This is a genomic window from Glutamicibacter uratoxydans, from assembly GCF_050753455.1.
Lineage (GTDB): Bacteria > Actinomycetota > Actinomycetes > Actinomycetales > Micrococcaceae > Glutamicibacter > Glutamicibacter uratoxydans_A.
On record NZ_CP192736.1, the window covers coordinates 1,116,761 to 1,142,109 of the forward strand.

Consider the following 25,349-nt stretch of genomic DNA (forward strand, 5'->3'; position numbering starts at 1 on the left):
GTTGATACCGAATGTTTTTTGTTTGGTGAATACGAAACATTTTTTGCTTGAGGATGCCGCACCCCCGTGTGGTGTTTCTTGAGTGGTTTTTATTCGCCAGGACTACATCAACGTTGTGGTTCCCTGATTTTCCTTGGGGGGCTTGTTGGTGGCTTTTTATTTTTTTATGGAGAGTTTGATCCTGGCTCAGGATGAACGCTGGCGGCGTGCTTAACACATGCAAGTCGAACGATGAAGCCTAGCTTGCTGGGTGGATTAGTGGCGAACGGGTGAGTAACACGTGAGTAACCTGCCCCTGACTTCGGGATAAGCCTGGGAAACTGGGTCTAATACCGGATATCACTTCCTTCCGCATGGTGGGTGGTTGAAAGATTTATCGGTTGGGGATGGACTCGCGGCCTATCAGCTTGTTGGTGAGGTAATGGCTCACCAAGGCGACGACGGGTAGCCGGCCTGAGAGGGTGACCGGCCACACTGGGACTGAGACACGGCCCAGACTCCTACGGGAGGCAGCAGTGGGGAATATTGCACAATGGGCGAAAGCCTGATGCAGCGACGCCGCGTGAGGGATGACGGCCTTCGGGTTGTAAACCTCTTTCAGTAGGGAAGAAGCGTAAGTGACGGTACCTGCAGAAGAAGCGCCGGCTAACTACGTGCCAGCAGCCGCGGTAATACGTAGGGCGCGAGCGTTATCCGGATTTATTGGGCGTAAAGAGCTCGTAGGCGGTTTGTCGCGTCTGCCGTGAAAGACCAGGGCTCAACCCTGGTTCTGCGGTGGGTACGGGCAGACTAGAGTGATGTAGGGGAGACTGGAATTCCTGGTGTAGCGGTGAAATGCGCAGATATCAGGAGGAACACCGATGGCGAAGGCAGGTCTCTGGGCATTTACTGACGCTGAGGAGCGAAAGCATGGGGAGCGAACAGGATTAGATACCCTGGTAGTCCATGCCGTAAACGTTGGGCACTAGGTGTGGGGGACATTCCACGTTTTCCGCGCCGTAGCTAACGCATTAAGTGCCCCGCCTGGGGAGTACGGCCGCAAGGCTAAAACTCAAAGGAATTGACGGGGGCCCGCACAAGCGGCGGAGCATGCGGATTAATTCGATGCAACGCGAAGAACCTTACCAAGGCTTGACATGTTCCAGACCGGGCTAGAGATAGTCCTTCCCTTCGGGGCTGGTTCACAGGTGGTGCATGGTTGTCGTCAGCTCGTGTCGTGAGATGTTGGGTTAAGTCCCGCAACGAGCGCAACCCTCGTTCCATGTTGCCAGCGGGTTATGCCGGGGACTCATGGGAGACTGCCGGGGTCAACTCGGAGGAAGGTGGGGATGACGTCAAATCATCATGCCCCTTATGTCTTGGGCTTCACGCATGCTACAATGGCAGGTACAATGGGTTGCGATACTGTGAGGTGGAGCTAATCCCTAAAAGCCGGTCTCAGTTCGGATTGGGGTCTGCAACTCGACCCCATGAAGTCGGAGTCGCTAGTAATCGCAGATCAGCAACGCTGCGGTGAATACGTTCCCGGGCCTTGTACACACCGCCCGTCAAGTCACGAAAGTTGGTAACACCCGAAGCCGATGGCCTAACCACCTTGTGTGGGGGGAGTCGTCGAAGGTGGGACTGGCGATTGGGACTAAGTCGTAACAAGGTAGCCGTACCGGAAGGTGCGGCTGGATCACCTCCTTTCTAAGGAGCTAACCATTTTTTGGTTGCTCATGCCAGACACGAGTGTTGTTTGGGTGGGTTGCTCATGGGTGGAATATCAATGAACTCAACACTGGGAAACATGCGCCGTTGGTGGTGTGTGGGTGTTGGCTGTGGCTGTGTCGCGTTTTTTGCTTGTGAGTACGCATGATCGTCCCTCTTGGGGTGGTGGTGTGGGAAAGCGGGTGAGGGGTGTGGTGTGGTTTGTGTGGTTTGGCATGCTGTTGGGTTTTGAGGCAACAAGCTTTCATGGCCCCCCTTTTTTGGTGTCTGGTTTTGGCTGGGTGCTGGGGGGGTTGTGCTGGTTTTGGTGTGGCCTTGTCCTGTGTCTTTGAGATTATTGCCCCGGTTTGTGGGTGGTGGTTTTGGGGGTGTGGGGTTGTTGTTTGGGAACTGTATAGTGAACGCGAGCATCTTATAGAACGAGATGAGTTGCATGGGCCTGTTGTCGCGGGTTTGTGTGATGTTTGAGTCTTGTTTTGTGATTTTGTTGATTGTTTTGTTGCTCAATTATTTTTGAGGCTTTTTGCAAAGTGTTTTGTTGAAAGTTTTTAAGGGCGCACGGTGGATGCCTTGGCATTAGGAGCCGATGAAGGACGTGGGAATCTGCGATAAGCCTGGTGGAGTCGATAACCGGACGTTGAGGCCAGGATTTCCGAATGGGGAAACCCCGCACCATGTTATGTGGTGTGACCCGTGACTGAATGTATAGGTTGCGTGGAGGGAACGCGGGGAAGTGAAACATCTCAGTACCCGCAGGAAGAGAAAACAATAGTGATTCCGTTAGTAGTGGCGAGCGAACGCGGATGGGGCTAAACCGGTTGGTGTGTGATAGCGGATAGGCGTTGCATCATCGGGGTTGTGGGGCTTATATGTGCTGACTCTATCTAGTTGGCGGAGCGAGGTGCGGGCGTATAGGTGAATCGGTTGGAATGCCGGACCAGAGAGGGTGATAGTCCCGTAGGTGTAATGCGTGTCTGCCGTTCTTGTATAGGTGCCCGAGTAGCACGGGGCTCGAGGAATCCCGTGTGAATCTGCCAGGACCACCTGGTAAGCCTGAATACTACCTGATGACCGATAGTGAATCAGTACCGTGAGGGAATGGTGAAAAGTACCCCGGGAGGGGAGTGAAATAGTACCTGAAACCGTGTGCTTACAAACCGTTAGAGCATGGGCTTGTCCTGTGTGATGGCGTGCCTTTTGAAGAATGAGCCTGCGAGTTAGTGCTGTGTCGCGAGGTTAACCCGTGTGGGGTAGTCGTAGCGAAAGCGAGTCTGAATAGGGCGTTTGAGTGGCACGGTCTAGACCCGAAGCGAAGTGATCTACCCATGGCCAGGTTGAAGCGCGTGTAAGAGCGTGTGGAGGACCGAACCCACTTCAGTTGAAAATGGAGGGGATGAGCTGTGGGTAGGGGTGAAAGGCCAATCAAACTTCGTGATAGCTGGTTCTCCCCGAAATGCATTTAGGTGCAGCGTTGCGTGTTTCTTACTGGAGGTAGAGCTACTGGATAGGCGATGGGCCCTACAAGGTTACTGACCTTAGCCAAACTCCGAATGCCGGTAAGTTAGAGCGTAGCAGTGAGACTGTGGGGGATAAGCTTCATAGTCGAGAGGGAAACAGCCCAGAACGCCAACTAAGGCCCCTAAGCGTGTGCTAAGTGGAAAAGGATGTGGAGTTGCTGTGACAACCAGGAGGTTGGCTTAGAAGCAGCCACCCTTGAAAGAGTGCGTAATAGCTCACTGGTCAAGTGATTCCGCGCCGATAATGTAGCGGGGCTCAAGCACACCGCCGAAGTTGCGTCATTCAAACATGTCATAGGCCTTTGTGGTCCAGTGGTTTGGATGGGTAGGGGAGCGTCGTGTGGCCGGTGAAGCCGCGGTGGAAACCAGTGGTGGAGGCTACACGAGTGAGAATGCAGGCATGAGTAGCGAATGACGGGTGAGAAACCCGTCCGCCGAATGATCAAGGGTTCCAGGGTCAAGTTAATCTGCCCTGGGTTAGTCGGGACCTAAGGCGAGGCCGACAGGCGTAGTCGATGGACAACGGGTTGATATTCCCGTACCGGCGAAGGACCGCCCATACTGAGCAGTTGATGCTAACCACCTCCAATCATTGCGTACGGCGCCCTTGTGGTGTTGTTGTGGTGTGCGGGGCTGGGAACCGAGGCTGTGAGGTCAGCGTATTAACAGGTGTGACGCAGGAAGGTAGCCGAGCCAGGCAATGGAATTGACCTGGTCCAAGGGTGTAGGAAGAACGGTAGGTAAATCCGCTGTTCATGTTTCTGAGACCTGATAGGCGCCCACTTTGGTGGGTGATTTGGTGATCCTATGCTGCCTAGAAAAGCATCGGCGTGAGGTCCCAGTCCGCCCGTACCCGAAACCGACACAGGTGATCAGGTAGAGAATACCAAGGCGATCGAGAGAATCATGGTTAAGGAACTCGGCAAAATGCCCCCGTAACTTCGGAAGAAGGGGGGCCTGCCCCGTGAAGAGGACTTGCTCCTTGGAGGCGGGTGTGGGCCGCAGAGACCAGTGGGAAGCGACTGTTTACTAAAAACACAGGTCCGTGCGAAGTCGCAAGACGATGTATACGGACTGACTCCTGCCCGGTGCTGGAAGGTTAAGAGGACTGGTTAGCAGTAATGCGAAGCTAAGAATTTAAGCCCCAGTAAACGGCGGTGGTAACTATAACCATCCTAAGGTAGCGAAATTCCTTGTCGGGTAAGTTCCGACCTGCACGAATGGAGTAACGACTTCCCAGCTGTCTCAACCATGAACTCGGCGAAATTGCAGTACGAGTAAAGATGCTCGTTACGCGCAGCAGGACGGAAAGACCCCGAGACCTTTACTATAGTTTGGTATTGGTGTTCGGTGCAGCTTGTGTAGGATAGGTGGGAGACTGTGAAGCTTGGACGCTAGTTCAGGTGGAGTCATCGTTGAAATACCACTCTGGCTGTACCGGTCACCTAACTTCGGACCATGATCTGGTTCAGGGACAGTGCCTGATGGGTAGTTTAACTGGGGCGGTTGCCTCCTAAAGAGTAACGGAGGCGCCCAAAGGTTCCCTCAGCCTGGTTGGCAATCAGGTGTTGAGTGTAAGTGCACAAGGGAGCTTGACTGTGAGAGTGACAGCTCGAGCAGGGACGAAAGTCGGGACTAGTGATCCGGCGGCACCGTGTGGAAGGGCCGTCGCTCAACGGATAAAAGGTACCTCGGGGATAACAGGCTGATCTTGCCCAAGAGTCCATATCGACGGCATGGTTTGGCACCTCGATGTCGGCTCGTCGCATCCTGGGGCTGGAGTAGGTCCCAAGGGTTGGGCTGTTCGCCCATTAAAGCGGTACGCGAGCTGGGTTTAGAACGTCGTGAGACAGTTCGGTCCCTATCCGCTGCGCGCGTTGGAAATTTGAGAAGGGCTGTCCTTAGTACGAGAGGACCGGGACGGACGAACCTCTGGTGTGTCAGTTGTACTGCCAAGTGCATCGCTGATTAGCTACGTTTGGAAGGGATAACCGCTGAAAGCATCTAAGCGGGAAGCCTGCTTCGAGATGAGATTTCCATGCACCCTTGTGGTGTGAGAGGCCCCCAGCTAGACCACTGGGTTGATAGGCAGGATGTGGAAGCAAGGACTGAAGACTTGTGTAGCTGACCTGTACTAATAGGCCGATGACTTATCAACACCAACAAAACACCCGACCACCCTCTTTTGTGGTGGGTTGGGTAGACAGAATTCTTTTGTGTGTTCGCGTTCACTATATGGTTACGAGATAACAACCTCACCAACCACACACGCTTGTGTGTGTGGTTGCAGGGTTGGTCGTGTTTGTTTGTTGTTTCGAGGCTGTTACGGCGGTCATAGCGTGGGGGAAACGCCCGGTCCCATACCGAACCCGGAAGCTAAGGCCCATTGCGCCGATGGTACTGCACTCGTGAGGGTGTGGGAGAGTAGGACACCGCCGGACTATTATTGTGGTTTGAGGCCCTGATACTTGTGTGTCAGGGCCTCACCCATTTAACCGGGTGGTATTCATTCCCGGGACGCTTTGATTCGAATTGTGGGCTGTTGAGTATCTCGACACACTTTCTCGATTTCTGGATTCATCTAGGGAATACTCACCTAGACTTGTAGGGAGCTTCCGCGCGTTTGCGCGGATTATATAGTTAATAGTGAAGTGTCCCGACATTCGGGCACGAAGGTTGCGGTGAATACTTAGGGCCGCTGAAAGGATTACTTTTCATGTCAAATGAATTTCGCCGTAACTCTGATGGAGAGCGCAACGACTCACGCGGCTCAGGCCCACGCAGTTCTGATGGAAACCGTGGTGGATACCGCGGGGACCGCGACAGCTTCCGCCGTAACGATGACAACCGTGGTGGCTTCCGCCGCGATGGCGAGAAACGCGATAACTTCCGCCGCAACGATGACAACCGCGGTGGATACCGTGGGGACCGCGACAGCTTCCGCCGTAACGATGACAACCGTGGTGGCTTCCGTCGTGATGGTGAGAAGCGGGACAGCTTCCGCCGCAACGACGATAACCGCGGTGGATACCGTGGCGATCGTGACAACAACCGCGACAGCTTCCGCCGAAATGATGACAACCGTGGTGGCTTCCGCCGCGATGGTGAGAAGCGGGACAGCTTCCGTCGCAATGACGATAATCGCGGTGGATACCGTGGCGATCGCGATAGCAACCGTCGCAACGACGATAACCGCGGTGGCTTCCGTCGTGATGGTGAGAAGCGCGATAACTTCCGCCGCAACGATGACAATCGCGGCGGATACCGCGGGAACCGTGAGAACAACAATCGTGATGGGTTCCGCCGCAACGACGATAACCGCGGTGGATACCGTGGAGATCGCGACAGCAACCGTCGCAACGATGACAACCGTGGTGGCTTCCGCCGCGATGGCGAGAAGCGCGATAACTTCCGCCGCAACGACGACAACCGCGGCGGATACCGCGGCGACCGCGACAACAACCGCGATAGCTTCCGCCGTAACGACGATAATCGTGGTGGTTTCCGCCGTGATGGCGAGAAGCGGGATAACTTCCGCCGCAATGACGATAACGGTGGTGGTTACCGTGGGGACCGCGAGAACAACAATCGTGATGGGTTCCGCCGTAACGACGATAATCGTGGTGGCTTCCGCCGCGATGGCGAGAAGCGCGATAACTTCCGCCGCAATGACGATAACCGCGGTGGATACCGTGGCGATCGCGAGAACAACCGTGGTCGTGATGATAACCGTGGTGGCTTCCGTCGCGATGGTGAAAAGCGCGATAACTTCCGCCGCAACGATGACAACCGTGGCGGATACCGTGGGGACCGTGAGAACAACCGTGGTCGTGATGATCGCCGTGATGATTCTGCTAAGACTGCACCAGCTCACAACCCTGGCGACCTGCGTATCTCCAACCGTCCGGACCGAAATGCCTCACCAGATATTGACGAGGACGTGACTGGCAAGGAACTAGACAAGGTTGCACGAGCACAGCTGCGTTACTTGGAAGAACGTAGCCAGAGCTGGGTCGCTAAGCACCTAGTCATGGCTGGACGCCTGCTTGAAGACGATCCCGAGTTGGCCTATGAGCACACTCTGGCAGCTTCCCGACGTGGTGGCCGAGTTGCTGTTGTGCGCGAAGCCGTAGGTATCGCTGCCTACCATGCGGGCAAGTTCGCTGATTCCTTGCGTGAACTGCGCACCCACCGGCGCATCAGCGGTTCGGACTACAACCTGCCATTGATTGCTGACTCATTGCGTGGTCTGGGACGTGCCGAGAAGGCCATTGAACTTGCGCATAGTGAGGAATGTGCGGAACTGGACACCGCGATCAAGGTCGAAATGACCATCGTGGCCGCCGGCGCTTACGCTGACCTCGGCCAGCTGGATAAGGCCCTGGCCGAGCTGGAAGCTCTTCCGCAGCTGGACTTCAACCGTGCTTTTAAGTTCACCCCACGTTTGTTCAGCGCCTACGCGGATCTGCTGCTTGAAGCTGGCCGGAACGAGGAAGCTCAGCAGTGGCGCAAGCAGATCACTGTGGCTGAACGTGCCCTAGGAGTCGAAGCAGATAATGACGATTCCTTCATCTACGATCTGGCCCCAGAACTCGACGAAGAAACTGAACGTCCACGGGCCAAAGACCTGCTGGACCCGGCAACCGAGACCGCCGAGACTCCTGCACAGGCAGCAGCCGAGGACGAGCTGACCGTGGTTTCCGAGGACGATCAGATGCTCGAGGAAGAATCTTCTTCTTTCACTGCACAGGAGAGCGATGAAGATGAAGACGATGAGCCGGAAGACGAACTGGAATCCGAACTAGGCCGTGAAAACGACGAACTTGATATTGAAGAGTTCGATGCTGAGGACCAAAAGTAGGGGATAGATAGTTCCATGCTAATTTCCGGTTTCGATTCGGTACTTTCAGATCTTGACGGCGTCGTATACGCCGGACCGAACGCCATCGCTGGCGCCGTTTCGGCGCTGAACATGCTGGCAGATGTCCAAGTAACGCTCGCCTTCATAACCAACAATGCGGGACGTTCACCTATGGCAGTCGCAGCTCACCTGCGGCAGCTAGGTGTGAACACCAATGCCGAACATGTTTTCGGTTCCGCAGACGCGGGGGCTGAGTTACTCGCCAAGGAATTAAATCTTGGGAGCAAAGTCCTCGTCGTGGGTTCCCCGTACCTTCGCGAATGCGTGAGCGTCCGGGGGATGGAAGTGGTCGAATCGCACCGGGAACAGCCGGTGGCGGTGATCCAAGGGTTCTATCCAGAAGTTTCATGGAATGACCTCGCCGAGGCCAGCTATGCAATCGCAGCTGGCGCTCGGTGGGTGGCCACCAACACCGATCTAACGATTCCTCGAGCCGAGGGCATCGCACCAGGTAACGGCTCGCTGGTCAATACCGTGCGTGCCGCAACCGGGATGGAACCACAGATCGCCGGCAAGCCGCAGTCCTACCTCTTTACTCGCGCTGCGGAACGTCTAGACTCTCGCAGGCCACTGGTAGTGGGCGATCGGCTGGATACCGATATCTTGGGCGCCAACAGGGCTGGATTTAGCAGCGCGCTGGTACTGACCGGTGTTGATACCGCGCAGACCGCTCTTGGCGCACCTGCGGATGAACGTCCCACCTATGTGATTCAACGACTCGATGACCTTTATCGCCCGTACCCCACCACGGAAGTGTTGGGGTACGGAGTGAAAGTAGGAGACGCAGTAGCCAGCGTCAGCGAGGATCTCATACGAATTACCGGCAGCGAGTCTGACTTGAACAGCTGGCGGGCAGCCTGCCACGCTTGGTGGTTAGCAAATCCGCGCCAAATCGATCACCAGAACCCGCGCCTAGAATTTGCATCTCATGGAGTCGACGAACTGCAGCGTACGCTGAGGAGCTAAGCGTGAATATTCCGATGCCCAAACCTAATGACGATCCGATGCACCGCAATCAAGGACGGGTCACGGATCAGGAGGTAGATGACCAGTTGCAGACGCTCGCATCCCGAGATATTTCGGAGCATGCCCAGATCTATGAAACGTTGTTGACCGAACTGCAGCAAGATCTCAATCAGACAGGTCGCGGCGCGCAATGAAAAGAATCGATCAAGAATTGGTCTCCCGCTCATTGGCCCGTTCACGGACCGAAGCTGTACGGTTCTTGGAATCCTCTCGGGTCCTTCTCGACGGACAAGTCGTGACAAAGTCCGCGAAGAAGGTTGGCCCGCAACAGGCCCTCGAAGTCTTGCCCAGCGAAGAGACTGAATATGTGAGCCGTGCTGGACATAAATTGGCCGGCGCATTGGATGTCTTCAGCGATATCCAGCCGCATAATCTGCGTTGCCTCGATGCAGGTGCCTCGACCGGAGGATTCACCGATGTCCTATTGCGACGTGGGGCCGCAACGGTGGTGGCCGTGGACGTGGGGCACGACCAGCTGGTTGAGGTTATTCGGCAACACCCGCAAGTAGTGGTCCATGAAGGGATGAATGTCCGGTACATGACACCGGAAGATATTGGGGGAGAAGTCGATTTGGTCGTCGCTGACCTATCCTTCATTTCTTTACGTCTCGTAATGCCGGCACTGGCTAACGCGACGCGTCCTGGCGGCGCACTGTTGCTGATGGCCAAACCTCAGTTCGAAGTGGGACGCGAACACTTGGCGCGCACCGGCGTGGTGACCTCCGCGAAGCTACGCCGTTCAGCGGTCGAGAATGTCATCGCCAGTGCCCGAAGCGTCGGCTTAAACCTTGCAGGGTTGGCTCGAAGCCCATTACCGGGGCAGGATGGAAATGTAGAGTTTTTTCTGCGCCTAGCCAAGCCGCTGGAAAACAATCCACAAGTAGCAATCGATGCCCTGATGTTGGATCGCGTTGACTATTCTTAGAAGATAGAGCTGTCCTGGCTGTTGATCCAGCTAGTAGCTACATTCCCAAGCCTGAGGGGGCTTCTTGACCTTGCGCCGGATCCTAGTGTTCACCCATACCGGACGGAAGGACGCGATTGCCGCGGCCATCGAAACCTGTCGGCAATTCCGGCGTGCCGGAATCATGCCGGTGATGCGCCAACAGGATCAAGAAGCCGTGGTGGGTGCTAGTGCTGATGAAACACTGCAAGTAGAAATCCTCGGCCACGACTGTTCGATGCAGGACGTAGACCTGGGGGTGGTCCTCGGTGGTGATGGATCGGTACTACATGCGGCCGAACAAGTCCGGGAAGCCGATATTCCACTGGTAGGGGTTAACTTGGGCCACGTCGGCTTCCTCGCCGAAAGTGAACGAACCGAACTGGTGAACTCGGTCCAGCAGCTCGTTGCCCGGAACTACACGGTCGAAGAACGAATGGCGATCGAAGTCAAAGTTTGGCTGGACAATGTTTGTTTGGCGGAAACTTGGGCGCTGAATGAAGCCGCGGTGGAAAAAGCCAACCGGGAGCGCATGGTCGAAGTCGTCATCGAGGTTGATGGGCGCCCGATTTCAACCTTCGGCTGTGATGGGGTAGTCATGGCAACCTCTACCGGGTCCACCGCCTACGCTTTTTCGGCTGGCGGACCGGTGGTCTGGCCCGAAGTGGCCGCGTTGATTATGGTGCCGATTAGTGCCCATGCGCTGTTCGCTAAGCCGTTAGTGATTTCCCCGAACTCCACGATGGCCGTAGAAACACTCACCCGTACCGACGCCGAAGCAGTGCTTTGGTGTGATGGTCGGCGTACGATAGACCTGCCGCCGGGTGCGCGTGTCGAGGTCACCCGCAGTAACAAACCGGTGAAGCTGGCTCGGCTGAACACCACGCCGTTCTCCGAACGACTTGTCAACAAGTTCGAACTTCCCATTCAAGGGTGGCGCGGGCCGGCACGTGAAGCCGACCGACGGACCGCAACAACAGCATTGCCGGTGATCAACCCCGAAGTGAAAGTCATCGAACCGCACCATAAAGATGAGCCGGGAATTCCCATGGTGGCTCGTGACGACTCCACCAGCTAAAAACCTAATATTCGAATACGTGTACTATTACTTGAGTAAGATGGGCAAAGATCGGGAACGAACTACCTAAACGACTGGGAGTGCGCGATGCTTCAAGAAATATCGATCTCCAACCTCGGGGTGATTACCCAAGCTACGCTGCCGCTAGGGCCAGGGCTAACGGTTGTTACCGGTGAGACCGGAGCGGGTAAGACCATGGTGATCACCGCACTCTCGCTGCTGTTGGGTCGTCGTGCGGATGCCGGCGCGGTGCGCAACGGGGCCAAGCACGCATTGGCCGAAGCCGTAGTCCACCTCGATCCCGATCATCACGTATTGGAAGCCGCCAGCCAATCCGGAGCATTTATTGAACCGGCCGGCGCCCATAGTGAGCTGTTGCTAACCCGATCGTTATCAGCTCAGGGCCGCTCCAAGGCCACCATCGGTGGGCGCAGTGCTCCGGTAGGACTTCTTGGAGAACTTGGCGCAGATTTGGTCGCAGTCCACGGCCAGTCGGATCAAATTCGACTGAAAGAACCGGCGGCACAGCGCGATGCGCTCGACCGTTTCGCCGGGGAAGGGTTTTCGCGAACCCTGTCGCGTTATCAGCGTGCGTACCGGCAGTGGCGTGAAGTGACCCGTCAACTTTCATCTCTCAAACAAGACTCCCGTGATCGTATGCGTGAGGCTGAAAATCTTCGGTTAGCCTTAGCGGAAATTGATGCGCTGGATCCACAGCCGGGAGAAGATGAGCAATTACGGGAAGCCGCGACGAAGCTTGGCAACGTAGAATCCTTGCGCACTGCTGCAGCGCAAGCCCGAGGAATCCTGGACAGTGAAGACTTTGAAACGCCGGGTGTGACCACCATGGTGGAAACTGCGCGCGGAGTCTTGGCGCAGGCGGGAGCCGATGATCAGGCGTTGCAAACATTCGCGGACCGCATGGCGGAACTGGGGATCTTAGCCTCCGAGCTGTCCAGCGACGTCGCCGCTTATCTGGCAGATCTCGACGAGGAAGGGCCCGAACGACTGGCCCAGATCGAAGTGCGCCGAGCTGAACTGAATAAGCTGATCCGCAAATACGCGCCCACCATCGATGAGGTTTTAGCTTGGGCAGAATCCTCACGAATCCGGTTGGAGGAACTCGGCGGGGACGATACGCGGATTGTCGAGTTAGCGGAACAAAGCGCCAAGCTGCATGATCAGGTGGTCTCTCTCGCCGCCGACTTGACCAAGTCTCGCAACAAAGCTGCCAAGATGCTCTCCAAACGCGTCAGTGAAGAGCTCACTGCGCTAGCGATGCCCGATGCCCGGTTGATCGTGGAAGTGCAAGAACTTGATGAACCCGGTGCCTATGGGCAGGACGGGATCTCCATGCTGCTCGCTCCTCACGCAGGTGCGGCACCGCGACCACTAGGTAAGGGCGCATCCGGTGGTGAACTTTCACGTGTCATGCTGGCCATCGAAGTTGTCTTAGCGGCGGTTGACCCAGTGCCCACTTTTGTCTTCGATGAAGTCGATCAGGGGGTCGGTGGTAAAGCGGCGGTGGCGATCGGTGAGCGCCTAGCGATGCTGGCCCGGCACGTTCAGGTTATTGTAGTCACCCACCTGCCGCAGGTCGCCGCATATGCCGATCGCCACATCCGTGTGATCAAGAACTCCGATGCCGCGGCACAAGCTGGCAAAGGCTTTACCGCAAGTGACGTTGTGGCCCTAGATGACGGGGATCGAGTACGTGAATTGGCTCGCATGTTGGCCGGACAAGAAGAGTCAGATACGGCTCAAGCGCACGCCGAAGAACTATTGGCAGATGCCCAACGACTGGTAGATTCACTGACAAAGGCTGCCGAGGGCAAGTAGCGGCCGCATCTTCTTGGTTAGCAATGCAGCAACCGCTACCTAACGTTTTTGAATTGTTAGCTTCTGGAATGGTGATAGGATGAAATCCCGTGGTGCAGCGTAATTTATCTCGTGATTCTCGGTCGTCTGAAACGACAAAGCATATCTTCGTCACCGGCGGTGTCGCTTCTTCCTTAGGTAAGGGGCTAACGGCATCCAGCCTTGGACATCTACTTCGGGCTCGTGGTCTGTCTGTGACCATGCAGAAGCTCGATCCCTACCTGAACGTCGATCCAGGTACGATGAACCCCTTCCAGCACGGTGAAGTTTTCGTCACCGACGATGGGGCAGAAACCGATCTGGACATTGGGCACTACGAGCGTTTTCTGGACGAAAACCTCCCCGGTAGCGCCAACGTTACGACCGGACAGGTGTACTCCACCGTTCTTGAACGCGAACGTCGCGGTGAATACCTCGGGGACACCGTACAGGTCATCCCGCACATCACCGACGAAATCAAGCGTCGCATGCGTTTGCCGGCCATCGAGCCAGGCGAGGGCAAGAGCGCGCCAGATGTGATCATCACCGAAATCGGTGGCACCGTGGGCGATATCGAATCTCAGCCCTTCCTCGAATCGGCTCGCCAGGTTCGCCAGGACATCGGTCGAAAGAACGCCTTCTTCGTCCACGTGTCCTTGGTTCCGTACATCGGCCCAAGCCAGGAACTGAAGACCAAGCCCACCCAGCATTCGGTGGCGGCTTTGCGCTCGATCGGTATCCAGCCCGATTCATTAGTTATCCGCTCCGACCGCCCCATCCCTGATGAGATGCGCGCCAAGCTTGGCCGCACCTGCGATGTGGACACCGAAGCCGTTATCAACTGCGCAGATGCAGCAAGCATTTACGAAGTTCCTAAGATCATCCACGCCCAGGGCTTGGACGCATACATTGTGCAGACCCTGGACCTGAAGTTCCGTGATGTTGATTGGGAAGACTGGGATCGTTTACTGCAGGTCGTCAACAACCCCGCACACCAGCTGACCGTGGCACTGGTAGGCAAGTATGTGGATCTGCCAGATGCTTACCTGTCGGTCACTGAAGCGCTGAAGGCCGGCGGCTTCGCCAACAACGCCAAGGTTAACCTGCGTTGGGTACCTGCCGATGATTGCGCAACCGAGGCAGGGGCTTCCAAAGCATTGGCCGATGTCGATGCCATCTGTGTTCCTGGCGGATTCGGTATCCGTGGGTTGGAAGGCAAACTGGGCGCTTTGAAGTTCGCCCGGGAAAAGCAGATTCCAACCCTCGGCTTGTGCCTAGGTTTGCAGTCGATGGTTATCGAGTACGCGCGCAATGTCGCCGGATTGGCCGATGCCTCCTCGACCGAGTTCGATCCAGAGACCACCACCCCGGTGATCGCGACCATGGAAGAACAGCTGGCAATTGTGGACGGTCAGGGAGATCTGGGCGGAACCATGCGCTTGGGCCTTTACCCGGCCACCCTACTGGACGGTTCGGTCGTTGCTGAGACTTACGGTGCCACCGAGGTATCCGAACGTCACCGTCACCGCTACGAGGTCAACAACGCCTACCGGAAGCAGCTGGAAGAAGCCGGTTTGGTTTTTTCCGGAACCTCTCCGGACGGCACTCTGGTTGAGTTCGTGGAGCTGTCAAAGGACGTCCACCCGTACTACGTCTCGACTCAGGCTCACCCGGAGCTCTCCAGCCGACCAACACGTCCGCATGCCTTGTTTAGTGGCCTGATAGCCGCTGCTCTGGCCAAACGCGGTAACTAACGCTCAAGCACACCAGCCATGGGGCCGGTACCACGGCACTTGTCGCGGCACCGGTCCCATGCTGGTTTAACCTTTTGCTCCCTACCTTCGGAAGGATAACCGCCGTGGACCAGAATCTATATCCCACCGACGAATTCTCTGCGCGAAATGTGGTGTCTTCCGAAACCGTTTATGATGGCCGGATTTGGAATGTGGTCCATGAGGAAGTCGAGCTGGCCAGCGATGGTCCACGGATTGCCCGAGACTTCGTTGCTCATCCCGGCGCAGTCGCCGTGGTCGTCTTAGACGAAACCGACCGAATTTTGTTAGTAAACCAATACCGCCATCCGGTCGGCATGACACTCTGGGAGCTCCCGGCTGGGCTACTAGATGTCGCCGGGGAAGCACCGTTGGATGCTGCCAAACGTGAACTCTGGGAAGAAGCAGACCGCCGAGCTGAAGACTGGGCGGTACTCACCGACTTCTTCCTCTCACCGGGATCTTCCTCCGAAGCCATGCGAATCTTCTTGGCTCGCAACAGCGCACTTGTTCCACCCACCGAACGGCACGAACGGACCGAAGAGGAAGCTGAAATGAAATTCGGCTGGGTGCCTTTGGACCAAGCCGTCAATGCGGTGCTTACCGGGCGAATCCACAATCCCTCGGCGGTGGTCGGGATTCTGGCGACTCAGGCCGCCAAAGCCCAAGGCTTCGCGCAGCTGCGTGAGGCCGACGCGCCCTTCGAAGCTCATCCGGGCCTGCGCTCGGGGTAGTGGAAAAATCTCGTGCCACAACGCAGCGAACACGACATCCCAGTTGACCTGAAACGAGCCATCGACCGGTATTTGCAGCACCTGTCCTTGGAACGTGGCCTGTCGGCGAACACCTTGGCCGCCTACCGCCGTGATCTTTCGCGCTACGGCACCGCCTTGGGGCAAGCCGGAGTGAACACCCCACAGGGCATTAGCGCCGAACATGTGGGGACCTACCTCGAAACGCTGGCCCGCGGGACCGCCGAAACACCCGGTTTAGCGGCTCGCTCAGTGGCTCGACATACTGTGGCAGTTCGTCAGCTACATAAGTTCTGGGAATTGGAATCTTTGTGTATCCCGAACCCGGCGCGGGACATCCAGCCACCCAGCTTCGGTAACTCGCTTCCTAAAGCCATTAGTATCGCCGAAGTCACCGCGTTGCTTGAATCTATCCCTACGCATCATCCAGCGGGGCTCCGGGACCGGGCCATGCTGGAATTTCTGTACTCCACCGGCGCACGCATCTCCGAAGTGATTGACTTGGATGTGGATGACGTCCATTTTGCTGCACTCGATGATGGTGAATCCGTGGTGCGATTGTTCGGGAAAGGCTCGAAGGAACGAGTCGTTCCCTTGGGATCCTATGCACGCAAGGCCCTCAACGAGTATCTGGTGCGAGCCCGACCCGGGATGGCGGCTAAGGGTAAAGGTAACCCAGCGCTCTTTCTTAATCAGCGCGGCGGCCGGATTTCTCGTCAAGCAGTATGGATGATTCTGAACAAAGCCGCGGAACAAGCCGAACTGGGCGTTGAGATCTCTCCGCACACCTTGCGGCATTCCTTCGCTACGCACCTGCTGGAAGGCGGCGCCGATGTGCGTGTCGTCCAAGAACTACTGGGCCATGCCTCGGTCACCACGACACAGATTTATACCAAGGTGACAGTGGACGCCTTACGCGAAGCCTACCTGGGAGCGCACCCCCGGGTGCACTAGTTTCCGGAGCATACTGAACACTATTTCACGCGTGAACACCCGGGTTCATCACTGGAGGAGCAAATGACAGATATGTGGCAAAGCACGCCGACACCGGTGGTGTTAATGCTGGTTCTGCGCGAAGGTCCGAGCGGTTCCGAATTACTCCTCGGACGGAAACTCACCGGGTTCGGGGCGGGAAATATCGTGGCTCCGGGTGGCAAGATCGAACCCGGGGAAAGCGCGCTTCAGGCCGCGGTACGCGAATTGGCCGAAGAAACCTCGGTGCGGGTTGACCCCGCGGCAGCAGAGTTGCGGGCCACCTTGCTCTTTCGATTCCCCGCAAGCCCCAAATCCGATATGGACTGCCAGGTTTTCCTGAGTCAACGCAGTACAGGCGAAGCCCGTGATAGCCGAGAACTGCAGATCGCTTGGTACCCCAGCACGGGACTGCCCGTGGCACAGATGTGGCAGGATGCGCAAAGCTGGTTGAGAAAAATATTGGATGGCCAACGCTTCACGGCCACCATCACCATGGCTACGGATAATGTGTCGGTGGACTCACTGAACTACGAATTTTGGGCTTGAAACCTGCATCCGAGTTATCTTGCACCGTTTTCATGATCACCTGGTGACACGTCACAGGCTAGAGGCAGCTTAACGACCGCTGGCGAGATCCGGCCGGAATCGACCGAATCTCGCCAGCGGCGAGAAGAGACATTAGAGTGCTCGTTGCTCCGGACCGTTATATGCAGACAGCGGACGAATCAAGGAATTCGAGGCACGCTGCTCCATAATGTGGCTGGTCCAGCCAGTGATCCGTGAAGCGATGAACAACGGGGTGAACATCTCCGTGTCGAAGCCCATCAGATGGTAGGTCGGTCCTGCCGGATAGTCGAGGTTTGGCTTGATGGCTTTGGCCTCATCCATCGCAGCTTCCAACCCGTCATAGAGTCCGAGCATTTCCGAACGACCGTAGTGCTCAATCATTCGGTCCAGCGCGGCTTTCATGGTTGGCACACGGCTATCACCGTTCTTGTAGACACGGTGTCCGAAGCCCATGACCTTCTTCTTCGCGGCCAAGGCTTCCTCCATCCAGGCTTTGGCTCGTGCGGCGGCTTGGTCCCGGGATTCGTTCTTATCGATCCCGATCTCATCGAAGGTGTGCATGACCGCTTCGTTGGCGCCACCGTGTAGTGGCCCCTTCAACGCGCCGATGGCTCCGGTCACTGCCGAATGTAAATCGGACAAGGTCGAGGTGATCACGCGGGCGGTGAACGTTGAGGCGTTGAAGGAGTGTTCAGCGTAGAGCACCATGGACACCCGAAAAGCATCGACAACTTCCGGCGCGGCCTCTTCACCGAAGGTCATCCACAAAAAGTTCTGCGAATAATCGAGGTCATCGCGGGCTTCCACCACGTCTAGCCCGCGTCGGCGTCGCTGATCGTAAGCCACTACTGCGGGGAAGGCCGCAAACAGTTCCTTAGCCTTGCGCAGCTCGGCTTCCGGTGAAGAGTCCTCGGCGAGCGGGTTATTAGCCCCAAGCACCGAAACCGCGGTGCGTCCCACATCCATCGGGTGGCAGTCGGTTGGCATGAGGTCAATCGCGGCCTTGATACGCTCATCAAGGTTGCGGTTAGCCCGCTCGTAGGCGGTAAATTCAGTGAGTTCACTTTCACTGGGTAACTCACCAGTCCACAGCAGCAGGGCCACTTCTTCAAAGGATTTCTGTGCCGCTAAGTCCTGAACCGGGTAGCCGCGGTAGAGCAGCGAATTCGTCTCAGGGTTCACCTTCGAAATCGCGGTGTAATCCACCACGACTCCGGCTAGGCCCTTTTTGATCTCGTCGGTAGTCGTCATTGTCTAACTCCTGTCAGGGCTACAGATTGGCGTTGTTTGTTCCGATGTCCAAGGTCGGCACCTGAAAATTGAAAATTCCGGTGTCGAAGCGGTTGTACGCTTCATAGTCAACCAGCTCATAGAGGCGTGACCTAGTTAACATGTTATCCACTTCACGCTGCTGTGTACCGTCTTCGCTAATTGCGTCGAGGACCCGTTCGGCGGCTCCCATCGCACTACGCAACAAGGTGACCGGATAAATGATCACTGCCACCCCGGCATCGGCCAGCTGCTGACGGCTAAACAACTCGGACTTGCCGAACTCCGTCATATTGGCCAGCACCGGAACATTGACCGCGTTGCAGACTGCCTCAAACTCCGAGACATCCTTCATCGCCTCGGGGAAAATCGCATCGGCGCCAGCATCAACCATGGCCTTGGCCCGGTCGATTGCCGAATCCAGACCTTCCACGGCACGAATGTCCGTACGTGCCATGATCAAGAAATTCTCGTCGATGCGGGCATCGGCCGCGGCTGCAATGCGTTTGAGCATGGTGTCGGTATCCACCACATTCTTTCCATCCAAGTGGCCGCACCGCTTCGGATTGAACTGGTCCTCGATATGGCATCCGGCCAGCCCAGCATATTCCAGCTCTTGGATCGTGCGAGCCACGTTCATCGGCTCACCAAATCCGGTATCCGCGTCCACGATGGCCGGCAGGTCGGTCATTCGAGCGATCTGCCCGGCCCGGGTGGCTACCTCTGTTAAGGAAGTCAAACCGATATCGGGAAGCCCTAATTCGTTGGCCAACACGGCACCAGAAATGTAGATGCCGTCGAAACCTTTTTCACTGATGAGTTTCGCCGATAGCGGGTTGAAAGCTCCCGGGAACTGGCGTGCTGCACCTGGAACAAGCATTTCGCGCAGGTCAATGCGCTTCTGCGCGGGGGTACGGGTCGAATACAGCATTAGAACAGACCCTTCGGTGCCTGTGCTGCGTCAATGACCCCAGGGGCAGCCAGAATATTGAGCTGATCCAGCTCCCCGGCACCAAGATTCTCCACGTTTTCGGCGGCTGCGATGAAACGCTCGATTTCCTCTTCCGCAACGAGGCCGGCGGCCAGAGTGCGGAATTTGTTGATGTACTGCTCGCGAGCGAAGGGACGGGCGCCCAAGGGGTGAGCGTCAGCAACAGCGATTTCATCGGTGATGACGGTTCCATCGTTCAGGGTGATCTCCACTGAGCCACCGAACGCCTTTTCGCTGATATCCAGCGAGTGGTAGCGGCGAGTCCACTCCTGATCTTCCTCGGTAGTGACCTTCTGCCACAGCTCGACGGTGTCCGCACGGCCGGCACGCTCTGGGGCGTAGGAATCCACGTGGTGCCACGCGCCGTCCTGCAAGGCGACGGTGAAGATGTACGGGATCGAGTGGTCTAGTGTCTCGCGGCTGGCGGTCGGATCGTATTTCTGTGGATCGTTCGCACCGGAGCCAATGACATAGTGGGTGTGGTGGCTGGTCTTGATCAGCACCGACTTCACATTCTTCGGATCCGTGGCTTCTGGGTGCTCGCCGTGTAGCTTGCGAGCCAGGTCGATCCAGGCCTGAGCCTGGTATTCGGCCGAATGCTCCTTGGTGTAGGTGTCCAAGATGGCGCGCTTGGCTTCACCAGCTTCCGGTAGCGGGACCTCATAGGCGGCATCCTTGCCGTCGAGCATCCAAGCGATGACACCGTCTTCGCCTTCGTAGATTGGCACGGGGGAGGTCTGTCCGCGCATCGCGCGGTCGGCGGCCTCGACGGCCATCTTGCCAGCGAAAGCCGGGGCATGGGCCTTCCATGTGGAGATTTCGCCCTTACGCGACTGGCGGGTGGCGGTGGTGGTATGCAATCCCTGCCCAACGGCCTGGAAGATGGTTTCGACATCGAGACCCAGGAGGGTGCCGATGCCGGCAGCGGCCGAAGGACCCAAGTGAGCTACGTGGTCGATCTTGTGCTTGTGGAGGCAGATAGCCTTGACCAGATTTACTTGGATTTCATACCCGGTGGCAATGCCGCGCAACAGGTCCTTACCCGAGGCACCGGTGTGCTGGGCGACGGCAAGAATGGGCGGAATATTATCGCCGGGGTGTGAGTAATCGGCAGCGAGGAAGGTGTCGTGATAGTCCAGTTCACGCACCGCCACACCGTTGGCCCAGGCCGCCCACTCGGGGGAGACCTTCTCCTGAATACCGAATACCGAGGCACCGCTGCCGCCGGTGGATGGGGCGTGGGTAAGTGCCTGCGCCCGAGCTGCGACGATCGGGCCACGGTTCAGGGAAGCGACCGCCACCGAGGCGTTATCGATGATCCGGTTGATGATCATGTCTTTGACTTCTTCGGTGAGCTCCACCGGGTCGGTGGCAACCTTGGCAATCTTGTGTGCCAGCTGGTCTTCGCGAGCTAGATTCTCTTCGGAACGGTAGACGCGTACTGGGTGATTAATCATTGGTGCCTTTCAATTCGGTGGCGTACTTGGTGATGTGTTGAAAAGACTGATGTAGATGCAAGGTCACGGCAGCTTGCGCTAGTGTCGCATCCCCGCGGGCAATGGCTTGTGCAATCTGCGCGTGTTCGTTCGCGGAGGACGCTAGCCGGGCCGGGTGATCCTTGGCGAGCCGCCGGACCCGCTGCAGGTGTACCCGTAGACTGCGCAGCGCACTGGCTAGGTAGCTGTTATTCGCCGCCAGATCGGTGAGCTCATCAAGACGGGCCACGAGGTGGTAATACTCTTCGGCACGCTGTTCCAGATCCGTAGTGCTGGCTGCCGCGGCAAAAAGTTCAGCAAGTTCGGTAAACTCCGCTGCCCGCTGACTGTGACAAGCCAAGCGCGCCGCTTCGCACTCCAAAGCCCGACGCAGGTCGAATAAATCGGTGAGGTGATCGAGGGACACTTCGGAAACAACGACCCCGCGCCCGCGTTGCTGGATAGCTAAACCGTCGGCAACTAACCGCGCCAGCGCTTCACGCACCGGAGTGCGTGAAACTCCCAAGCGTGCGGACTGTTCCACTTCGGCCAGTACGGTGCCGGGAACTAGCCGCCAAGACACAATGTCTTGGCGCAGGCTCTCGTAAGCTTTGTCACTGGCTCTCATACCCTCAGTGTATACATAGAATGAAAAATTTGGGGCAAAATCAAAAAAATGCCGCAAATCATTTAATTCATGTATACAAAAGCCTTGAAAAGGTGGTGACTTACCTCATAGGCTTTTCTTGTCGGGTACGGTAGCGCATTGCGTCCGTGACGCAATGCAGGGCTAATAACCGAGGAGTAGGCATGACACAGGGGTATCGGCAGAACTACGCGGCGGCGATCAACGATCCCGCGGCATTCTGGCTCACGAATTCCGCGGATGTCCAGTGGCAGAATCCTCCGCAGACCGCGCTGGACGAGTCACGGGCCCCCTTATATTCGTGGTTTCCCGATGGCACGCTGAACTTGACGGTCTCGGCACTAGATCGACACGTGGCGGCCGGCCGCGGGGAACAGACCGCGTTAATCTATGATTCGGCAATGCTGGGTACGGTCCAAAAATACTCCTACGCCGAACTGTTGGCGCAGGTTGAAAAGTTCGCCGGGGTTCTTCGGGATCGCGGAGTCAGTACGGGGGACCGGGTACTGATTTATCTGCCAATGATCCCGCAGGCGGTCGTTGCGATGCTGGCCTGTGCGCGGCTCGGCGCGGTGCATTCGGTGGTTTTTGGCGGATTCGCGCCCAAAGAACTCGCCTCCCGGATTGACGATGCCACCCCGGTGGCAGTGATCACCGCCAGCGGCGGAATCGAACCAAGCCGTCGCATCGAATATCTTCCGGCGGTGGCTGAAGCTTTGGACCGTTCGCAAGGCAGTGTGCGCGACGTGATCGTGGCACACCGCGAAGGCTTCGAACATGCGCTCGCCGAGTATTCGCAGCGGCCGGAAACTTGGTCGGATTGGGATGAGCTGGCTTCTCGGGCGACGGCTGCCGCCGCGGTGCCGGTGCCCAGCACGCACCCGCTTTACGTGCTTTACACCTCCGGTACTACCGGCGCTCCCAAAGGCGTGGTGCGTGATACCGGTGGCTACGCGACCGCGCTGACCTATTCGATGAAGGCCATCTTCGATGTGCGGCCCGGTGACACCATGTTTACCGCCAGTGATGTCGGCTGGGTGGTGGGCCACTCGTATATCGTCTACGCGCCGCTGTTGGCCGGGGCCACCACCGTGCTCTATGAGGGCAAACCCGTGGGAACCCCGGACGCCGGTGTCTTTGGGAGGATCATCGAGCAGCACCGGGTCACCACGATGTTTACTGCACCCACGGCGCTGCGCGCGATTCGCAGGGCGGATCCACAGGGCGAGTTATGGGCGTCCCATGACCTGTCGAGCCTGCGTGCGCTCTTCGTTGCCGGGGAACGGCTCGACCCTGATACCTACCATTACGCGGCGAACTTGCTCAATATCCCGGTGGTGGATAACTGGTGGCAAACCGAATCGGGATGGCCCATCGCGGCCAATCCATTGGGGCTGGATGATCTGGACCGTAAACCTGGTTCTCCGTCCACCCCGGTGCCAGGGTTCAATGTACAGATCCGCGATGCGGTGGGGGAGCCGGTGGAGCAGGGTATTGAAGGCAATATTGTGATTCAATTGCCGCTACCGCCGGGCGCCTTGACCACCTTGTGGGGTAACGATCAACGTTTCATCGATACCTATCTCAGCCAATTGGAAGGTTTCTACCTCACCGGAGATTCGGGGTTTTTCGATCAGGACGGCTACCTCTTTGTGATGGGTCGAACCGACGATGTGATCAACGTGTCGGGGCATCGGCTGTCCACGGGGGCTATGGAGCAGGTACTTTCGGCGCATCCGGCGGTCGCTGAATGCGCCGTGATCGGTGTCAACGATCGGCTCAAGGGACAACGGCCGGTGGGCTACGTGGTGCTGAAGTCCGGGGCGGAAATTGACGAGGTGACACTGCGCAGCGAACTGGTGGCGATGATGCGGGAGCACATCGGTGCGGTGGCCGATTTCCGGGAAGTTTCGGTGGTTGCTGCACTTCCAAAGACCCGCTCGGGCAAGATCTTGCGTAAAACTATGCGGCAGATCGCCGATGGGAAAGAGTTTCAGATCCCGTCGACCATTGAAGATGCCTCAGTGATCGATGAATTGATCCCACTGCTGCGGACGACTAACTAGTCCGGAAGATCTGGCGTGGATCCGCTCATAACGGCGCCACCCCGGGCTCTCGTGAATTCACGAGAGCCCGGGGTGGTTTGAGTCTTGGTTTGTGTAGTCTCGAAATTAGAGGTGTAGACCGAATGCCCACGGCAACAGGGTGTGGATTACTACGACGATCAGAATCAGCGAGGCGACGTTCAGCCAGATGCCGGCGCGTACCATCTGTTTGATGCTGACTTCTCCGGATCCAAAAGCGACCGCGTTGGATGGGGTAGCGACCGGGAGCATGTATGCCGAACTCACGGCAAGGGTCAACACGATGATCATCAGCGTTGGGTCCAGTCCCACGCCCACGGCAACCGCTCCCATGATCGGGAAGAAGGCCGCCGCGGTGGCTGTATTACTGGTCAACTCGGTCAACGCTAACCCGACGATCGCTGCCACTAAGAGAATTGCCAGCGGCGGTAGTCCGGTGAGCGCGCCCACTTGATCACCGATCCACTGCGAGAGTCCGGTGACGGTGAACATCGCCGAGAGCGACAAGCCACCACCGAAGAGCAGGAGCAGGCCCCAAGGAATTTCCTTGGCGGCTTCCCATTTCAGCAAGGGACCGGCGGACTTACCCGAAGGTACCAGGAAGCATGCGATGGCCGCCCCTATAGCTACCTGAGTGTCCGAAATGTTCGCAAGGAACGGAAGAGTCTGTTCGACGATCGAAATCTTGGCGAGGAAGGGCAAAGCGACCCAGCAAAAAATGGCGACTAGGAAGATTGATCCGATGCGGCGTTCAGCCGAGGACATTGACCCCAAGGAAGCCAGCTCGTTGCGGATCATCTCGCGTCCGCCGGGGATGCTCTTGAGCTTCGTGCGGAAGACCAGCTTGGTCAGCACCAGCCAGCCGACAACCAATAGCACCGCGGCCATCGGGATACCGACCAGCATCCAGCGACCGAAAGGCATCGTGTAACCGAGCTCTGATTGCAAGTAGGCGACCATTAAGGCCATCGGCGGCTGCCCAATAATGGTTGCCATCGAGCCCATCGTCACCGCGTAGGCGATGCCCAGCATCATGGCCGCGGCGAATTTCTTATCCACGGCGTCTGGATCGATATTGCGCACCAGCTGCAGGATCGAGACACCGATTGGCACCATAATTACAGCGGTGGCGGTGTTCGAGACCCACATGGAAATGAGGGCCGAGGCCAGCATCAAACCGAAAACGATCTGATCCGGCTTGGTGCCGATCGCCCGAATAGTCATCAGTGCGATGCGCAGATGCAACTGGCTCTTCTCCGTAGCCAAACCCAGAATGACACCACCCATCACGAGGAAGACCACCGGGTTGGCATACGGGGCGGCGACATTGGTCATGCTGTCCATCCCGAACAGCGGGAATAACACTAGTGGCAACAACGAAGTGACGGGGATCGGCGCGGCCTCGGTGACCCACCAGATGGCCATCCATGTTGCGCAACCGGCAACCGCCTGCCCGGCAAAACCGAGGGTGTCCGGTAGCAGCAGGAAGATGATCAGGCCGGCCAGTGGTCCTGCCAGCAGGGAGATAAATTTACTCTTCGAGCGAGCCTGACCGGCTAGCGGCTGGCCGCTACCCGCTGTGGCGGGAGCGGCTTGGCCCGTTGGCCGATGCTGTACATCTTGCGACACGATGTATTCCTCAAAAGTTGGGCGGATGTTACCTAGCCAACATAGTCGCGAGACTTAGATAACAGAAATACTTATTTGCCCACCATTGAGAGGTTTTAGATATTACTAGTAGGTGAGGCATGGTCGACGGGTAGCTA

The 25,349-nt window shown here is 57.2% G+C and carries 16 protein-coding genes and 3 rRNA genes; 14 read left to right on the forward strand and 5 right to left on the reverse strand.

Features of this window, described 5'->3' with window-relative positions:
* Window positions 1–163 precede the first annotated feature (163 nt).
* From ACQQZ8_RS05165 to ACQQZ8_RS05225, 13 genes are all read left to right on the forward strand, one after another.
* Window positions 164–1,689: ribosomal RNA gene (locus tag ACQQZ8_RS05165) — 16S ribosomal RNA — on the forward strand.
* A gap of 559 nt (window positions 1,690–2,248) precedes the next feature.
* Window positions 2,249–5,386, forward strand: a 23S ribosomal RNA gene (locus tag ACQQZ8_RS05170).
* A gap of 165 nt (window positions 5,387–5,551) precedes the next feature.
* A 5S ribosomal RNA gene (gene rrf, locus ACQQZ8_RS05175) occupies window positions 5,552–5,668 on the forward strand.
* The 16S, 23S and 5S rRNA genes sit together here, the layout of an rRNA operon.
* Window positions 5,669–5,943: 275 nt before the next feature.
* Complete coding sequence (locus ACQQZ8_RS05180; RefSeq protein WP_431711618.1) at window positions 5,944–8,088, forward strand: hypothetical protein; 2,145 nt, start codon at window positions 5,944–5,946, stop codon at window positions 8,086–8,088.
* 15 nt (window positions 8,089–8,103) lie between these two features.
* Window positions 8,104–9,114: an HAD-IIA family hydrolase gene (locus ACQQZ8_RS05185; protein ID WP_431711619.1), complete on the forward strand. Its 1,011-nt coding sequence runs from the start codon at window positions 8,104–8,106 to the stop codon at window positions 9,112–9,114.
* A 2-nt stretch (window positions 9,115–9,116) separates the two neighbouring features.
* Window positions 9,117–9,308, forward strand: coding sequence for a hypothetical protein (locus ACQQZ8_RS05190; RefSeq protein WP_431711620.1), 192 nt, complete (start codon window positions 9,117–9,119; stop codon window positions 9,306–9,308).
* Complete coding sequence (locus ACQQZ8_RS05195; RefSeq protein ID WP_431711621.1) at window positions 9,305–10,099, forward strand: TlyA family RNA methyltransferase; 795 nt, start codon at window positions 9,305–9,307, stop codon at window positions 10,097–10,099. The genes ACQQZ8_RS05190 and ACQQZ8_RS05195 overlap by 4 nt, the downstream gene beginning before the upstream one ends.
* Before the next feature lie 70 nt (window positions 10,100–10,169).
* The gene (locus tag ACQQZ8_RS05200) at window positions 10,170–11,195 is read left to right on the forward strand and encodes an NAD kinase (RefSeq protein WP_431711622.1); all 1,026 of its coding nucleotides are present in this window, start codon (window positions 10,170–10,172) and stop codon (window positions 11,193–11,195) included.
* An 87-nt stretch (window positions 11,196–11,282) separates the two neighbouring features.
* On the forward strand, window positions 11,283–13,034 hold the full coding sequence (recN, locus tag ACQQZ8_RS05205; protein ID WP_431711623.1) for a DNA repair protein RecN: 1,752 nt from the start codon (window positions 11,283–11,285) through the stop codon (window positions 13,032–13,034).
* Window positions 13,035–13,123: 89 nt separating this feature from the next.
* Window positions 13,124–14,806, forward strand: a complete 1,683-nt coding sequence (locus ACQQZ8_RS05210; protein ID WP_431711624.1) for a CTP synthase — start codon at window positions 13,124–13,126, stop codon at window positions 14,804–14,806.
* Window positions 14,807–14,910: 104 nt separating this feature from the next.
* On the forward strand, window positions 14,911–15,558 hold the full coding sequence (locus ACQQZ8_RS05215; protein WP_431711625.1) for an NUDIX domain-containing protein: 648 nt from the start codon (window positions 14,911–14,913) through the stop codon (window positions 15,556–15,558).
* A gap of 12 nt (window positions 15,559–15,570) precedes the next feature.
* Entirely contained in the window at window positions 15,571–16,530 is a 960-nt protein-coding gene (gene xerD / locus ACQQZ8_RS05220) for a site-specific tyrosine recombinase XerD (protein WP_431711626.1), read from the forward strand.
* A gap of 63 nt (window positions 16,531–16,593) precedes the next feature.
* On the forward strand, window positions 16,594–17,097 hold the full coding sequence (locus tag ACQQZ8_RS05225; protein ID WP_431711627.1) for an 8-oxo-dGTP diphosphatase: 504 nt from the start codon (window positions 16,594–16,596) through the stop codon (window positions 17,095–17,097).
* A 132-nt stretch (window positions 17,098–17,229) separates the two neighbouring features.
* On the opposite strand, the gene ACQQZ8_RS05230 is transcribed toward ACQQZ8_RS05225, so the two are convergent.
* Genes ACQQZ8_RS05230 through ACQQZ8_RS05245 form a run of 4 tightly spaced genes read right to left on the reverse strand, consistent with a single transcriptional unit; the run spans window position 17,230 to window position 21,481 of the window.
* The gene (locus ACQQZ8_RS05230; protein WP_431711628.1) at window positions 17,230–18,369 is read right to left on the reverse strand and encodes a bifunctional 2-methylcitrate synthase/citrate synthase; all 1,140 of its coding nucleotides are present in this window, start codon (window positions 18,367–18,369) and stop codon (window positions 17,230–17,232) included.
* Window positions 18,370–18,388: 19 nt separating this feature from the next.
* Window positions 18,389–19,318, reverse strand: coding sequence for a methylisocitrate lyase (gene prpB, locus ACQQZ8_RS05235; protein ID WP_431711629.1), 930 nt, complete (start codon window positions 19,316–19,318; stop codon window positions 18,389–18,391).
* On the reverse strand, window positions 19,318–20,835 hold the full coding sequence (locus ACQQZ8_RS05240) for an MmgE/PrpD family protein (RefSeq protein WP_431711630.1): 1,518 nt from the start codon (window positions 20,833–20,835) through the stop codon (window positions 19,318–19,320). Before ACQQZ8_RS05240 ends, prpB begins: the two co-directional genes overlap by 1 nt.
* A complete protein-coding gene (locus ACQQZ8_RS05245) occupies window positions 20,828–21,481 on the reverse strand; it encodes a GntR family transcriptional regulator (RefSeq protein WP_431711631.1) in 654 nt (217 codons plus the stop codon). The genes ACQQZ8_RS05240 and ACQQZ8_RS05245 overlap by 8 nt, the downstream gene beginning before the upstream one ends.
* A 182-nt stretch (window positions 21,482–21,663) precedes the next feature.
* On the opposite strand from ACQQZ8_RS05245, the gene ACQQZ8_RS05250 reads away from it, so the two are divergent.
* Complete coding sequence (locus tag ACQQZ8_RS05250; protein WP_431711632.1) at window positions 21,664–23,565, forward strand: AMP-binding protein; 1,902 nt, start codon at window positions 21,664–21,666, stop codon at window positions 23,563–23,565.
* A 105-nt stretch (window positions 23,566–23,670) separates the two neighbouring features.
* Here the strand turns inward: ACQQZ8_RS05250 and ACQQZ8_RS05255 are convergent, their stop codons facing one another.
* Window positions 23,671–25,212 (reverse strand): SLC13 family permease, encoded by a 1,542-nt coding sequence (locus ACQQZ8_RS05255; RefSeq protein WP_431711633.1) that lies wholly within the window; start codon window positions 25,210–25,212, stop codon window positions 23,671–23,673.
* Window positions 25,213–25,349: the final 137 nt, after the last annotated feature.